The 15,787-nt window shown below is 71.9% G+C and carries 1 protein-coding gene; it reads left to right on the top strand.

All coding sequences use genetic code 11. The features are described from left to right. The first annotated feature begins 4 nt into the window (after positions 1-4). Positions 5-15,781 (top strand): SDR family NAD(P)-dependent oxidoreductase, encoded by a 15,777-nt coding sequence (locus ACFYYB_RS36480; protein ID WP_389441745.1) that lies wholly within the window; start codon positions 5-7, stop codon positions 15,779-15,781. The last annotated feature ends 6 nt before the right edge of the window (positions 15,782-15,787 follow it).

The raw sequence follows: 15,787 nt of genomic DNA on the forward strand, positions 1-15,787 counted from the left end.
TGGGATGGCTGACGACGGCAAGCTCCTCGAGTACCTGAAGCGTGTGACCGCCGACCTGGCACAGACGCGCCGTCGGCTCCAAGAGGTCGAGTCCGCGGACAACGACCCCATCGTCATCGTGTCGATGGCATGCCGGTACCCGGGTGGTGTCGAGTCGCCCGAGGAGCTGTGGCAACTCGTCGCCGACGGCGCCGACGCGGTCGCACCCTTCCCCACCGACCGGGGCTGGGACCTCGACGCCATCCTGGGCGACGGCGACTCCGCGAGCTCCGGCACCAGCTACGTCGGGGAAGGCGGCTTCCTCTACGGCGCCGGCGAGTTCGACGCCCCGTTCTTCGGGATCTCGCCGCGCGAGGCCCTCGCCATGGACCCGCAGCAGCGGCTCATGCTCGAGGTCTCCTGGGAGGCCGTCGAACGCGTCGGCGTCGCCCCCGACAGCCTGCACGGCGGCCGGGTCGGCGTGTTCGTGGGCTCCGGCTTCCAGGACTACGGGGACCTCCTCTCCGCGGCCCCCGAGGCGGCCGAGGCCTACCTGGGCACCGCCGCCGTGGCCGCCGTGATCTCGGGACGCATCTCGTATGCCCTCGGCCTCGAAGGCCCCTCCCTCACCATCGACACCGCTTGCTCGTCCTCGCTGGTGGCCGTGCACCTCGCCGCCCAGGCCCTGCGCAAGCGCGAATGCAGCCTCGCCCTCGCCGGCGGCGTCATGGTCATGTCCACACCCGGCCCGTTCATCGCCTTCAGCAAGCAGAAGGGACTGGCCGCCAACGGCCGCTGCAAGGCGTACTCCGACAGCGCGGACGGCACCGGCTGGGCCGAAGGCGCCGGCATGCTCGTCCTGGAACGCCTCTCCGACGCCCGCCGCAACGGCCACCCGATCCTCGCCGTGGTCCGCGGCTCCGCCGTCAACCAGGACGGCGCGAGCAACGGCCTCACCGCCCCCAACGGCCTCGCCCAGCAGCGGGTCATCCGCCAGGCCCTCGCCTCCGCGGGCATCCCCGCCGCCCAGGTCGACGCCGTCGAAGGCCACGGCACCGGCACCACCCTCGGCGACCCGATCGAGGCGCAGGCCCTGCTGGCCACCTACGGCCAGGGCCGCCCCGAGGGCCGCCCGCTCTGGCTCGGCTCGCTGAAGTCGAACATCGGCCACGCCCAGGCCGCTGCCGGCGTCGGCGGCATCATCAAGATGGTCCAGGCGATGCGCCACGGCGTCCTGCCCAAGACCCTCCACGTCACCGAGCCGTCCAGCCACGTGGACTGGGCGGCCGGAGACGTCAAGCTGCTCGCCGCCCCCGTCGACTGGCCCGAGACCGAGCACCCGCGCCGCGCCGGCATCTCCGCGTTCGGCGTCAGCGGCACCAACGCCCACGTCATCGTGGAGGAGGCCCCGGCGGCCGAGGTCCCCGCCGATGACCCGCAGGAGACCGCGCCCCCCGCCGCCTGGCCGGCCGGGGTCCCGCTGCCCTGGCTGGTGTCGGCCCGCAGCGCCACCGCGCTGGCGGGCCAGGCCGAACGCCTCGCCCCCGCCCTCGCCGGGGCGGAGCCGCTCGACCTCGCCCACTCCCTCGCCACCGGGCGTTCCGCGCTGGAGCACAGGGCGGTCGTCCTGGCCGAAGAGGCAGCCGACGCCCTCGAGGCGTTCACCGCACTGGCCGCGGGCGAACCGCACGCAGCTCTGCAGACCGGCCTCGTCTCCGAGGGACTCACCGCGTTCTTGTTCACGGGTCAGGGTGCGCAGCGGATCGGTATGGGGCGTGAGCTGTATGCCGCGTTCCCGGTGTTCGCCGAGGCGTTCGACGCGGTCACCGCTGAGCTTGACGGGCACCTGTCGCGTCCGTTGCGTGAGGTGGTCTGGGGTGAGGACGCGGATGCCCTGAACCAGACGGAGTTCTCGCAGCCGGCCTTGTTCGCCGTTGAGGTCGCTTTGTTCCGGCTGCTCGAGGGCTGGGGTGTGCGTCCGGACTTCCTGGCTGGTCACTCGGTGGGTGAGCTGGCGGCGGCCCACGTATCGGGGGTCCTGACGCTGGGGGATGCGGCCCGTCTGGTGGTGGCGCGTGGTCGTCTGATGCAGGCGCTTCCTTCGGGTGGTGCGATGGTCGCGATCCAGGCGACGGAGGAGGAAGTCCTCCCGCACCTGACCGAGGGCGTGTCTATCGCCGCGGTCAATGGGCCGTCGTCCGTGGTGGTTTCCGGAGATGAGGCCGCGGCGCTGGCGATCGGTGAGCACTTTGCCTCCGAAGGTCGTAAGACCAGCCGTCTGAAGGTGTCGCACGCGTTCCACTCGCCGTTGATGGAGCCGATGCTCGAGGAGTTCCGCACGGTCGCGGAGAGCCTGACCTACGGTCAGCCGACCGTCCCGGTGGTCTCGAACGTGACGGGCACGCTCGCCGGTGAAGAGCTGTCCACTCCGGACTACTGGGTCCGCCATGTTCGTGAGGCGGTCCGCTTTTCGGACGGTGTCCGCTTCCTGGAAGCCGAAGGAGTCTCCCGCTTCCTCGAGCTTGGTCCTGACGGTGTCCTGTCCGCGATGGCGCAGCAGTCCCTGAACGGTGAAAGCGTCCTGACGGTTCCGGCGGTCCGCAAGGACCGGCCGGAGGCCCCGGCGCTGCTGACGGCCCTGGGCCAGCTGCACGTGCGCGGCACGACCGTCGACTGGGCCGTCCTCTTCGCCGGTACGGGCGCCCGCCGCATCGACCTCCCCACCTACGCCTTCCAGCACGAGCGGTACTGGATCGTTCCCGAGGGCGGTATCGGCGACGTGGCCTCCGCCGGTCTCGACTCCGCCGATCACCCGCTGCTCGGCGCCGCCGTCATCCTCGCCGACTCCGAGGGCGTCGTACTGACCGGGCGCTTGTCCGTCACCACGCACCCCTGGCTCGCCGACCACGTGGTGGGCGGATCCGTCTTCTTCCCCGGCACCGGTTTCGTCGAACTGGCCATCCGAGCCGGCGACCAGGTCGGCTGCGGAGAGGTCGACGAGCTCACGCTGGAGGCTCCGCTCGTCCTGCCCGAGCGCGGCGGCATCCAGCTCCAGGTGGCCGTCGGCGCACCCGCGCAGGGCTCGCAGGGCCGCCCGTTCAGCATCCACTCCCGCCCCCAGCACGCTGAAGCGGACCTTCCGTGGACCCGGCACGCCACCGGCCTGCTCCTTCCCCAGAGCTCCGGCACGGCCACCGGCACCACCCTCGACCCGTGGCCGCCGCTGAACGCGGAGGCCATCGATCTCGACGGCCACTACACGACCCTGTCCGCAGCCGGACTCTCGTACGGCCCCGTCTTCCAGGGCCTCAAGGCTGCCTGGCGGGCCGGCGACACCGTCTACGCCGAGGTCGTCCTCCCCGCCCAGGCACACGCCGACGCGCAGCGACTCGGCCTGCACCCGGCCGCGCTGGACGCCGCCCTGCACGCGATCGTCTTCACCGGTGCCTCCACCGAGCAGGCTGCCATCCCCTTCGCGTGGAGCCAGGTCGTTCTGCACGCCTCCGGCGCCGCCAACCTGCGCGTCAAGCTCACCCGTACCGGCACCGACAGCGTCACGCTCGCCGTCGCCGACGGCGCGGGCCAGCCCGTGGCGTCCGTCGGCTCGCTCGTCGTACGGCCCATATCCGCTGAGCAGATCGCCTCCGCGAGCTCCCCGCAGCACGACTCCCTCTACCGGCTGGACTGGACTCCCGTACCCGCCACTGGTGGCGAGGACACCGCGGAAAGCCGCACCGCCGTCCTGCACAGCACGCCCGGCACCGACGCCCAGGCGCTGCACCAGGCCGTCAAGGAGGCGCTCGACTTCCTGCAGACCGGCCTCGCCGCCGACGACGAGCCACAGCTGGTCGTGGTCACGCAGGGTGCCGTCGCAGTCGACGGCGAGGACGTCACCGACCTGGCAGGCGCAGCCGTATGGGGCCTGGCCCGCTCCGCGCAGTCCGAGAACCCGGGACGCATCGTCCTCGTCGACATCGGCCGAGGCCACGGCGACGAGCCGCAGACTGGCGGCGCCCGGGACCTCGCGACCGCGCTCGCCACCGGAGAACCGCAGATCGCCGTACGTTCCGGCGTTCCGTACGCCGCCCGCCTCGCCCGGGTCCCCGCGCCCGCCGAGGACTCCGCACCCGCCTTCGGCCCCGACAGCACCGTCCTGGTCACCGGAGCCACCGGCACCCTCGGTTCCCTGCTGGCCCGCCACCTGGTCACCCACCACGGTGTGCGGCGTCTGCTCCTCACCAGCCGCCGAGGCCCGGACGCTCCCGGGGCCACCGAGCTGAGCGCCGACCTCACCGCGCTGGGAGCCGAAGTCACCCTGGAGGCCTGCGACGCCGCCGACCGCGACGCCCTGGCCCGGCTGCTCTCCCGGACCACGCCGACCGCCGTCGTCCACCTCGCAGGCGTCCTCGACGACGGCATCCTGACCTCCCTCACCCACGAGCGCGTCGACTCCGTCCTCGCACCCAAGGCCGACGCCGCGCTCAACCTGCACGAGCTCACCGCGGGCACCGACCTGACCGCCTTCGTCCTCTTCTCCTCGGGCGCCGGCACCCTCGGGACTCCGGGGCAGGGCAACTACGCCGCGGCCAACGCCTTCCTCGACGGTCTCGCCGCTCACCGCCGCGCCTCCGGCCTGCCCGCACACGCGCTGGCCTGGGGCCCGTGGACCGGAGGCATGGCCGAGACCCTCGCCGACACCCACCACGCGCGGATGTCACAGGGCGGCATCTTCCCGCTGGCACCGGCGGAAGGCCTCGAACTCTTCGACGCGGCCGTCGCCACCGGCGAGCACACGGTCGTCCCCGTCAAGTTCGACCTCCCGGCGATCCGCAACGCGGGCGACACCTTCCCCGCGCTGTTCCGCGGCCTCGTCCCCGCCGCCCGCCGGCGCACCGCCCGGGACACCGCCGCCGGTTCCGGCTCCCTGCGCCGCCAACTGGCCGGACTGCCGGAAGCCGAGTGGGAATCCACGCTGCTCGACCTCGTGCTCAACCGCGCCGCCCTCGTCCTCGGCTTCGGCTCCGGCCAGGCCATCGAGGCGGAGCGTGCCTTCCGTGACCTCGGCTTCGACTCCCTCGCCGCCGTCGAACTGCGCAACGGCCTCAACAGCGATACGGGGCTGCGCCTCCCGGCCACCCTCGTCTTCGACTACCCGACCCCGACCGCCCTGGCCCGCCACCTCCTGGAGGAGCTGTCCGGTCTGGAAGAGGCCGCGGAGACTCCCCGTACCCCCGGGCAGGCCCCCGTCGACGACGACCCGATCGCCATCGTGTCGATGGCCTGCCGCTACCCCGGCGGCGTCGCGTCGCCGGAAGCACTGTGGCAGATGGTTGCGGGCGGCATCGACGGGATCTCCGGGTTCCCGACCGACCGCGGCTGGGACACCGACGCACTCTTCGACCCGAGCGGCGAGCGCGCCAACACCAGCTACATCCGCGAAGGCGGATTCCTGCACGGCGCCGCGGACTTCGACCCGGCGTTCTTCGGGATCAGCCCGAACGAAGCCCTCTACATGGACCCGCAGCAGCGCCTGCTGCTGGAGGCCTCGTGGGAGGCGTTCGAGCGGGCGGGCATCGACCCGGCCACGCTGCGCGGGAGCTCGACCGGCGTGTTCGCCGGCATGATGTACCACGACTACGCCGCGAACAGCGGCACGGGCGCCATCGCCTCCGGCCGCGTCTCGTACGTCTTCGGTCTGGAAGGCCCGGCCGTCACGGTCGACACCGCCTGCTCCTCGTCACTCGTCGCCCTGCACTGGGCGATCCAGGCCCTGCGCTCGGGCGAGTGCTCCCTTGCCCTGGCCGGTGGCGTGGCCGTCATGGCCACGCCCGAAGCCTTCGTCGAGTTCAGCCGCCAGCGCGGCCTCTCCCAGGACGCGCGGGCCAAGTCCTTCGCGGCCGGTGCCGATGGCACGGTGTGGGGTGAGGGTGTCGGCATGCTGCTCGTGGAGCGGCTGTCGGACGCCCGCCGCAACGGGCATCCGGTGCTGGCGGTCGTACGGGGTTCCGCCGTCAACCAGGATGGTGCGAGTAATGGTCTGACGGCTCCCAACGGACCGGCCCAGCGCCGTGTCATCCGGCAGGCGTTGGCCTCGGCCGGGCTCTCCACGGCGGATGTCGACCTGGTCGAGGCCCACGGAACCGGCACCACCCTCGGCGACCCGATCGAGGCCCAGGCCCTCCTGGAGACCTACGGTCAGGACCGCCCCGAGGGGCAGCCGCTGTGGCTGGGCTCCCTGAAGTCCAACATCGGCCACACCCAGGCCGCCGCGGGCGTCGCCGGCATCATCAAGGTCGTCGAGGCGATGCGCCACGGCGTCCTGCCCAAGACCCTGCACATCGACGAACCCTCCCACCAGATCGACTGGGAGGCGGGCGACGTCGAGCTGTTGTCCGAGGCGCGGGAGTGGCCGGAGCTCGGGCGTCCGCGCCGGGCCGGTGTCTCCTCGTTCGGCATCAGCGGCACCAACGCCCACGTCATCGTCGAGTACGTGGAGAACGACTCGGCGCCGACCGCCGAAGCCACCGACACGACGCTCGCGCCGTGGCTGCTTTCGGCGAAGTCGGCCGAGGCGCTGCCCGCCCAGGCTGCGCGGCTGCTCGCGCACATCGAGGAGAACGACGGGCTGGACCCGCTCGACGTGGCCTTCTCCCTGGTCACGACCCGCCCGGCCATGGAATACCGGGCCGCGGTCGTTGGCGAGACCCGCGAGGAGCTCCTCAGCGCACTGACGTCCGTCGCCGAGGGCGGCGGTCCGGTCGCTCCGAGGAGTTCCAAGGGTCGTGCGGCCTTCTTGTTCACGGGGCAGGGTGCGCAGCGGATCGGCATGGGTCGTGAGCTGCATGCGGCGTTCCCGGTGTTCGCTGAGGCTTTCGATGCGGTCACGGCTGAGCTCGACGGGCACCTGTCGCGTCCGTTGCGTGAGGTGGTGTGGGGTGAGGACGCGGATGCGCTGAACCAGACGGAGTTCTCGCAGCCGGCCTTGTTCGCTATTGAGGTGGCTCTGTTCCGGCTGCTCGAGGGCTGGGGTGTGCGTCCGGACTTCCTGGCCGGTCACTCGGTTGGTGAGCTGGCCGCTGCCCACGTGTCGGGGGTCCTGTCGCTCGAGGATGCGGCCCGTCTGGTGGCGGCTCGCGGTCGTCTGATGCAGGCGCTGCCGTCGGGTGGTGCGATGGTCGCGATCCAGGCGACGGAGGAGGAAGTCCTCCCGCACCTGACCGAGGGCGTCTCGATCGCCGCGGTGAACGGGCCGTCGTCCGTAGTGGTCTCCGGCGACGAGGCCGCGGCGCTGGCCATTGGCGAGCACTTTGCCTCCGAAGGTCGCAAGACCAGCCGTCTGAAGGTCAGCCACGCGTTCCACTCGCCGTTGATGGAGCCGATGCTCGAGGAGTTCCGTACGGTCGCGGAGGGCCTGACGTATGGCACTGCGCGGATTCCGGTGGTCTCGAATGTGACGGGCACGCTCGCTGGTGAGGAGCTGTCCACTCCGGACTATTGGGTCCGTCACGTCCGTGAGGCGGTCCGGTTCTCGGACGGTGTCCGTTTCCTGGAGGCGGAGGGAGTTTCCCACTTCCTCGAGCTGGGTCCTGACGGTGTGCTGTCCGCGATGGCGCAGCAGTCCCTTGATGGCGAGAACATCCTGACGGTTCCGGCGGTCCGTAAGGACCGGCCGGAGGCCCCGGCGCTGCTCACGGCTCTGGGCCAGCTGCACGTACGTGGCACGACCGTCGACTGGTCTGCCCTCTTCGCCGGTACGGGTGCCCGCCGCATCGACCTCCCCACCTACGCCTTCCAACGCCAGCGCTTCTGGGTGGACACCCTTCGCTACTGGGCCGACCCGTGGGCCGGCGCCGGTTCCGGCGGCGGAGCGGCCACCGGTGTCGATGCGCTCGACCACCTGCTGCTCGGCGGAATCGTCGAGTCGCCCGACGCCGACGGCCCGGTCTTCACCGGGCAGCTGTCCCTCTCCACGCACCCGTGGATCGGCGACCACCAGGCCTTCGGCAGCGTCCTGGTTCCCGGTACGGCCTTCGTCGAGCTCGCCCTCCACGCCGGTGAGTACGTCGGCCTCGACGGGCTCGCCGAACTGACCCTGCAGGCCCCCCTCATGCTGCCCGAGCAGGGAGCCGTGGTGCTGCGGGTCGCCGTCGGGGCGCCCCGCGCGGACGGCAGCCGTTCCGTACGCATCCACTCGCGAGCCAAGTCCGGCGACGAAGCCTGGCTGCTGCACGCCGACGGCCTGCTGGCATCCGACGTGGCCGTACCGACGCACGATCTCGCCCAGTGGCCGCCGGCCGACGCCGTTCAGCTGCCCGTCGACGGCCTCTACGAGCGGATGCTCTCCCGGGGCCTGGCCTACGGGCCGGTCTTCCAAGGCCTCAAGGCCGCCTGGCGGGCCGGTGGCACGGTCTACGCCGAGGTCGAACTGCCCGAGCAGGCACACGAGGATGCCGACCGCGTCGGCATCCACCCCGCCCTCCTCGATGCGGCCCTCCACGTCAGCATGATCGGGGATGCCGCCGAGGACGATGCCGAAGGTGCCGACGGCGCGCTCGTGCCTTTCGCATGGAACGCGGTGGCGCTGCGCGCCACCGGGGCCACCGCACTGCGGGTGCGCCTCTCGCCGACCGGCCCGGACAGCCGTGAGCTGACCGTCGCCGACAGCTCCGGCAACACCGTCCTCAGCGTCTCCTCGCTGGTGGCCCGTGAGATCTCGGCCGAGCAGCTCGCTTCCGCCGGGACCGACCGAGGGCCCGTCTCGTACGAGGTGGACTGGGCGCCCGTACCGGTCTCGGCCGGTGCTCTGCCCTCCGGTCCGGGCTGGGCCGTGATCGGCCCGGACGTACTGGATCTCGGAGCCGGCGTCACGCGCCACCCGGACCTCACCGCTCTGCTCGCTTCCGTCGAAGCCGGCGAGGATGTGCCGGAGCAGGTGCTGTTCCCTGTCGTCGGAGCGCTCGATGCCGAGGTTCCGGCCGAGGCGCACCGGGTGACGCACCTGGTACTGGAGGCCGTACAGACCTGGCTGAGCGACGAGCGCTTCGCCGCGGCGAAGCTCGTCGTCCTGACGAGTGGCGCTGCCGGTCCCGATGCGGGCGGCACGGTGGGGGCCCTGGCACCCGCCGCCGTACGCGGTCTGGTGCGGGCCGCTCAGAGCGAGAACCCCGACCGCTTCGTACTCGTGGACACGGACGGCTCGGCCGAGTCGCTCCAGGTGCTGTCGGCCGTGGTGGCCGGCGGTGAGTCCGATGTGGTGCTGCGGGCGGGCACGGTGCTCGTGCCGCGCTTGGTGAAGGCGGACCCCGCCGCCACCGCCGATGTCGTCTTCGGCTCCGAGGGCACGGTGCTGGTCACCGGTGGTACGGGTGGTCTGGGCGCGCTGGTGGCCCGTCACCTCGTCACCGAGCACGGCGTCGGGCACCTGCTGCTCACGAGCCGCCGCGGTCTCGACGCCCCCGGCGCCGCCGAGCTGCAGGCCGAGCTCGCCGAACTGGGCGCCCGGGCCATCATCGCGGCCTGCGACGTCTCCGACCGCGACAGCCTCGCCACCCTGCTGGCCGGCATCGACCCCGACCACCCGCTGACCGGTGTCGTTCACTCGGCCGGTGTTCTGGACGACGGTGTCGTCGGTGCTCTGACGCCGGAGCGTTTCGACGCGGTGCTGGCGCCGAAGGCCGACGCGGCCTGGTACCTGCACGAGCTCACCCGCGACGCCGACCTGTCCGCCTTCGTCGTCTTCTCCTCCGTCGCCGGTACGCTCGGCGCGGCAGGGCAGGCCAACTACGCCGCCGCCAACGTCTTCCTGGACACGCTCGCCGCCCACCGGCGGTCGTTGGGTCTGCCCGCCGTCTCCATGGCCTGGGGCCTGTGGGAGTCGGGCATGGGCGGGCACCTCGACGAGGCGACGGTCCGGCGGCTCCGCCGCCAGGGCTTCCCCCCGCTGTCCGTCGGCGAAGGCCTGGCGCTCTTCGACCGGGCGCTGGGCTCCGAGTCCGCGCTGTCCGTCCTCCTCCGGCTCGACCTGGCCGCCCTGCGCGCCCAGGCCGCGACGGGGAATTCCCTGCCGATGCTGCGCGGCCTCGTCCGTACGCCGACCCGGCAGGCCGCCCGCACCGGCGCGGGCACCGGCGCTGGTTCCGGGCTGGGCGCCCAGCTCGCCGGACTGCCGCCGGAGGCGCGGGAGCGTTTCCTCGTGGACCTGGTCCGTACGCAGGTCGCCGAGGTGCTCGGCCACGCGTCGCTCGATGCGGTCGAGGCCGGACGAGCCTTCAACGAGCTGGGCTTCGACTCCCTCGCGGCCGTCGAACTGCGCAACCGCCTCAACGAGGTCTCCGGCCTGCGTCTGTCGGCCACCCTCGTCTTCGACTACCCGACTTCGGAGTCCGTCGCCGCTCACCTGGCGGCGGAGCTGACCGGGGCCGTCGAGGGGAGCGACGTCGTCGCCACTGCCGCGACGGTGCTGGACGACGACCCGATCGCGATCGTGTCGATGGCCTGCCGCTACCCCGGCGGCGTGGAGACGCCCGAGGACCTGTGGAACCTCGTCGCGAACGGCATCGACGGGATCTCCGAGTTCCCGTCGAACCGCGGCTGGGACCTCGAAGAGGTCTTCGACCCGAGCAAGGAGCGCCCGAACACCAGCTACGTCCATGAGGGCGGGTTCCTGCACACCGCCGACGAGTTCGACCCGGCGTTCTTCGGGATCAGCCCGAACGAGGCCCTCTCCATGGATCCGCAGCAGCGCCTGCTGCTGGAGGCTTCTTGGGAGGTGTTCGAGCGGGCGGGCATCGACCCGGCCACGCTGCGCGGGAGCTCGACCGGCGTGTTCGCCGGCATGATGTACCACGACTACGCGGACAACAACAACACCGGTTCGATCGCCTCGGGCCGTCTCTCCTACGTCTTCGGACTCGAGGGCCCGGCGGTCACCATCGACACGGCGTGCTCGTCCTCGCTGGTGGCCCTGCACTGGGCGATCCAGGCCCTGCGCTCGGGTGAATGCTCGATGGCGCTCGCCGGCGGTGTGGCCGTCATGGCCACCCCCGATGTGTTCGTCGAGTTCAGCCGCCAGCGCGGTCTCGCCCCCGACGGCCGCTGCCGCTCGTTCGCGGCCGGTGCCGATGGCACCGGATGGGGTGAGGGTGTCGGCATTCTGCTCGTGGAGCGGCTGTCGGACGCTCGTCGCAACGGGCATCCGGTGCTGGCGGTCGTCCGTGGATCGGCTGTCAACCAGGACGGTGCGAGCAATGGTCTGACGGCTCCGAACGGTCCTTCGCAGCGTCGGGTGATCCGGCAGGCACTGGCCTCGGCCGGGCTTTCCACGGCGGATGTCGACTTGGTCGAGGCGCACGGTACCGGTACGACGCTCGGTGACCCGATCGAGGCGCAGGCGCTGTTGGCCACCTATGGCCAGGGCCGTCCTGAGGGGCAGCCGTTGTGGCTGGGCTCGCTGAAGTCCAACATCGGTCACACCCAGGCCGCCGCGGGTGTCGCGGGGATCATCAAGGTCGTCGAGGCGATGCGTCACGGCGTCTTGCCGAAGAGCCTGCACCTCGATGGCGATGAGCCCTCGCACCAGGTGGACTGGGAGGCGGGTGACGTCGAGCTGTTGTCGGAGGCGCGGGACTGGCCGGAGCTGGGGCGTCCGCGCCGGGCCGGTGTCTCCTCGTTCGGCATCAGCGGCACCAACGCCCACGTCATCATCGAGCAGGTCGTGGAGGAGGAGCCCGTCGCGGAAGCGGCCGAGGAGGCTCCCGCTCCGGCCGCCGTGCCGTGGCTGCTGTCAGCGGCCTCCGCCGAGGGCCTGGCGGCCCAGGCGGAGCGGCTGCTCGCACACGTCGAGGGGCGCGAGACACTGACACCGCTCGACGTGGCGTTCTCGCTCGTGTCGAGCCGGTCGTTGCTGGATCACCGTGCGGTGGTGGTCGGTGAGGACCGTGCTGAGCTGGTCCGTGGTCTGGCGGCGGTGGCCGCCGGGCGCGGCGCGGTCTCGGCCCGCCGCTCGACGGGCCGTACGGCGTTCTTGTTCACGGGTCAGGGCGCGCAGCGGATCGGCATGGGTCGTGAGCTGCACGCCGCGTTCCCGGTGTTCGCTGAGGCTTTCGATGCGGTCACCGCTGAGCTTGACGGTCACCTGTCGCGTCCGTTGCGTGAGGTGGTGTGGGGTGAGGACGCGGATGCGCTGAACCAGACGGAGTTCTCGCAGCCGGCCCTGTTCGCCATTGAGGTGGCTCTGTTCCGGCTGGTGGAGGGCTGGGGTGTTCGTCCGGACTTCCTGGCCGGTCACTCGGTGGGTGAGCTGGCCGCGGCCCACGTGTCGGGGGTCCTGTCGCTCGAGGATGCGGCCCGTCTGGTGGCGGCTCGCGGTCGTCTCATGCAGGCTCTGCCGTCCGGCGGTGCGATGGTCGCGATCCAGGCGACGGAGGAAGAAATCCTCCCGCACCTGACCGAGGGCGTGTCGATCGCCGCGGTCAACGGGCCGTCGTCCGTGGTGGTCTCCGGCGATGAGGCCGCGGCGCTGGCGATCGGCGAGTACTTCGCCGCAGAGGGTCGTAAGACCAGCCGTCTGAAGGTGTCGCACGCGTTCCACTCGCCGCTGATGGAGCCGATGCTCGAGGAGTTCCGCACAGTCGCGGAGGGTCTGACCTACGGTCAGCCGACCGTTCCGGTGGTCTCGAACGTAACGGGAACGCTTGCCGGTGAGGAGCTGTCCACTCCGGAGTACTGGGTGCGTCATGTTCGTGAGGCGGTCCGGTTCTCGGACGGTGTTCGCTTCCTGGAGGCGGAGGGAGTCTCCCGGTTCCTCGAGCTTGGTCCTGACGGTGTGCTGTCCGCGATGGCGCAGCAGTCCCTTGATGGCGAGAGTGTTCTGACGGTTCCGGCTGTCCGCAAGGACCGGCCGGAGGCCCCGGCGCTGCTGACGGCCTTGGGCCAGTTGCACGTGCGCGGTACGACGGTCGACTGGTCTGTCCTCTTCGCCGGTACGGGTGCCCGCCGCATCGACCTCCCCACCTACGCCTTCCAACGCCGCCGGTTCTGGACCGAGGCGCAGCGTGCGGGAACCGACCTCGGTGCCGCAGGCCTGGACGCCGTCGAGCACCCGCTGCTCAACGCCGTCCTCGAATCGCCCGCCGACGACTCGGTGGTCCTCACCGGCCGGCTGTCCGTCGCCACCCACCCGTGGCTCGCGGACCACGCCGTCGCCGGGACCGTGCTCTTCCCGGGCACCGGTTTCATCGAACTGGCCGTCAGGGCCGGCGACCAGGTCGGCTGCGCTCTGATCGACGAGCTGACCATCGAGGCGCCGCTGCTGATGCCCGAGCGCGGCAGTGTTCAGCTCCAGGTCACCGTCGGTACCCCCGACGAGTCCGACACCCGGCCACTGGCCGTGTACTCCCGTCCGCAGCACGCCGATGCCGACACGCCGTGGATCCGGCACGCCACCGGTCTGCTGTCCCCGGCCGCCGCAGAGGCGGGCTTCGACCTCGGGTCGTGGCCGCCGGCCGGTGCCGAGCCGGTCGTGGTGGACGACCTGTACGAGTCCCTGGCCGCCGGCGGTCTGGAGTACGGCCCCGCCTTCCAGGGCCTGCGTGCCGCCTGGACCGTGGGCGACGAAGTGTTCGCCGAGGTCGCACTCGACGAAGCGCACCTGGGCGAGGCGGCACGGTTCGGCCTGCACCCCGCGGTGCTGGACGCGTGCCTGCACGCCGTTGGCCTGCGTACCGGCGCGAACGACGACCGTTCCGGCGCCCGGCTGCCGTTCGCCTGGACCGGGGTCACCCTCCACGCGGCAGGCGCCGGCCTGGTCCGCGTACGGGTCACCCCTGCCGGGACCGACGGCGTGAGGCTCGCGGTCGCCGATGGGGCCGGCCGGCCGGTGGCGTCCGTGGACACGCTCGTCCTGCGCGAGGTCTCCGCGGAACAACTGTCCGCCGCCGGCGGGTCCGCCCACCACGACGGTCTCTTCCAGCTGGGCTGGGTGCCGCTGTCGAGCCCGTCCCCGGCCGCTGCCGCGGCCGTCTCGTGGGCGGAGTGGGATGCGCTCGCCGCAGCCGACCCCGTGCCCGCAGTCGTCGTACTGCGGCCCGCGCCCGGCAACGACAGCGGCTCCGTGCACACCGCGGTGCAACGGACCCTGTCCGTCCTGCAGAGCTGGCTGGACGACGACCGGTACGAGGACGCGAAGCTGCTCGTGGTCACCACCGGCGCGGTGGCGGTGGACGGTTCCGCCGTCACCGACCTCGCCGGCGCCGCGGTCTGGGGTCTGGTCCGTGCCGCACAGTCGGAGAACCCGGAGCGCTTCCTGCTGGCCGACCTGGCCGACCTGGCCGACACCGCGGTGATCCCCACCGTGGCCGCCCTCGGCGAACCGCAGGTCGCGGTCCGGGGCAACGGGTTCCACGCGGCACGGCTGCTTCGCGTACCCGTCGCCGAAGAGCCGGTACCGTCGAGCACCTTCGATGCACAGGGCACGGTCCTCCTCACCGGAGCCACCGGCACGCTGGGCCGGCTCGTCACCCGCCACCTGGTCACGGAGTACGGAGTCCAGCGCCTGCTGCTGACCAGCCGACGCGGCATCGAGGCACCGGGCGCGGCCGAGTTGGTCGACGAACTCACCGCTCAGGGCGTCCACATCGAGGTGGTCGCATGCGACGCCGCCGACCGGGACGCCCTCGGCAAGGTGCTCGCGTCGGTGCCGGCCGGACACCCGCTCACCGGAGTGGTCCACCTGGCGGGCATGCTCGACGACGGTGTGATCACCGCTCTCACTCCGGAGCGAGTGGACGGGGTCCTGCGGCCCAAGGTCGACGCCGCCCTCAACCTGCACGAACTGACCCAGGAGATCGGAGCGGAGCTCACCGCCTTCGTCCTCTTCTCCTCGGCCGCGGGCACCTTCGGCACCCCCGGCCAGGGCAACTACGCGGCAGCCAACGCCTTCCTGGACGCCCTTGCCGCGCAGCGCAGGACGCAGGGCCTGCCGGGCCAGTCGCTCGCCTGGGGTCTGTGGGCCGACGAAAGCGGTATGGCCGGCGAGCTGGACGACTCGGCGCTGCAGCGGATGAACCGCACCGGCGTCGAGGCGCTCACCGCGGACCGGGGCATGGCCCTGTTCGACACGGCGAGCAGCCTGGAAGCGCCCGTCCTGGTCCCCGTACAGCTGGACCTGTCGACGGAGAACGGTGCGGACGTGCCCGCGCTGCTGCGGGCCCTCGTACGCCGCCCCGCGCGGCGCACGGCCGGCAACGCCAACACCGCCGGGCTCAGCTCGGCTCTGAGGCAGCGGCTCGAGGCCGCCGGAGAGGAGGAGCGCCGGTCGATCCTGCTGGACCTGGTCCGCACGCACGCGGCGGAGGTACTGGGCCACGGGGACGCCGACAGCATCGAACCGGACCGCGCCTTCAAGGAGCTGGGCTTCGACTCGCTGAGCGCCGTCGAGTTCCGCAACCTCGTCAACGCGGCCACCGGACTGCGGCTGCCGCCGACCCTCGTATTCGACTACCCGAACGCCGCCGTGCTCGTGGAGCACCTGGAAACCGAGTTCGCGCCGGCCTCGGAAACCGACCGTGACGAGGAACAGGAGATCCGTCAGGTACTGCAGAACATCCCGCTCAGCCGCCTCAGGGACGCGGGGCTCATCGATGCCCTGCTGGAACTAGGGGGAATCCTCGACCGGCGCTCTGGGAGCGCCGACGACGATGGCCCCGACGGGCAGCCGTCCATCGACGACTTGGACACCGACGCGCTCATCCTCATGGCGCTCGACGGTCAGGGCTTCGACGATACGACAGAGGAAACGGGGTAACTGTAA

Origin of the sequence: Streptomyces sp. NPDC002886 (genome assembly GCF_042888445.1) — a bacterium.
Classification (GTDB): Bacteria; Actinomycetota; Actinomycetes; order Streptomycetales; family Streptomycetaceae; genus Streptomyces.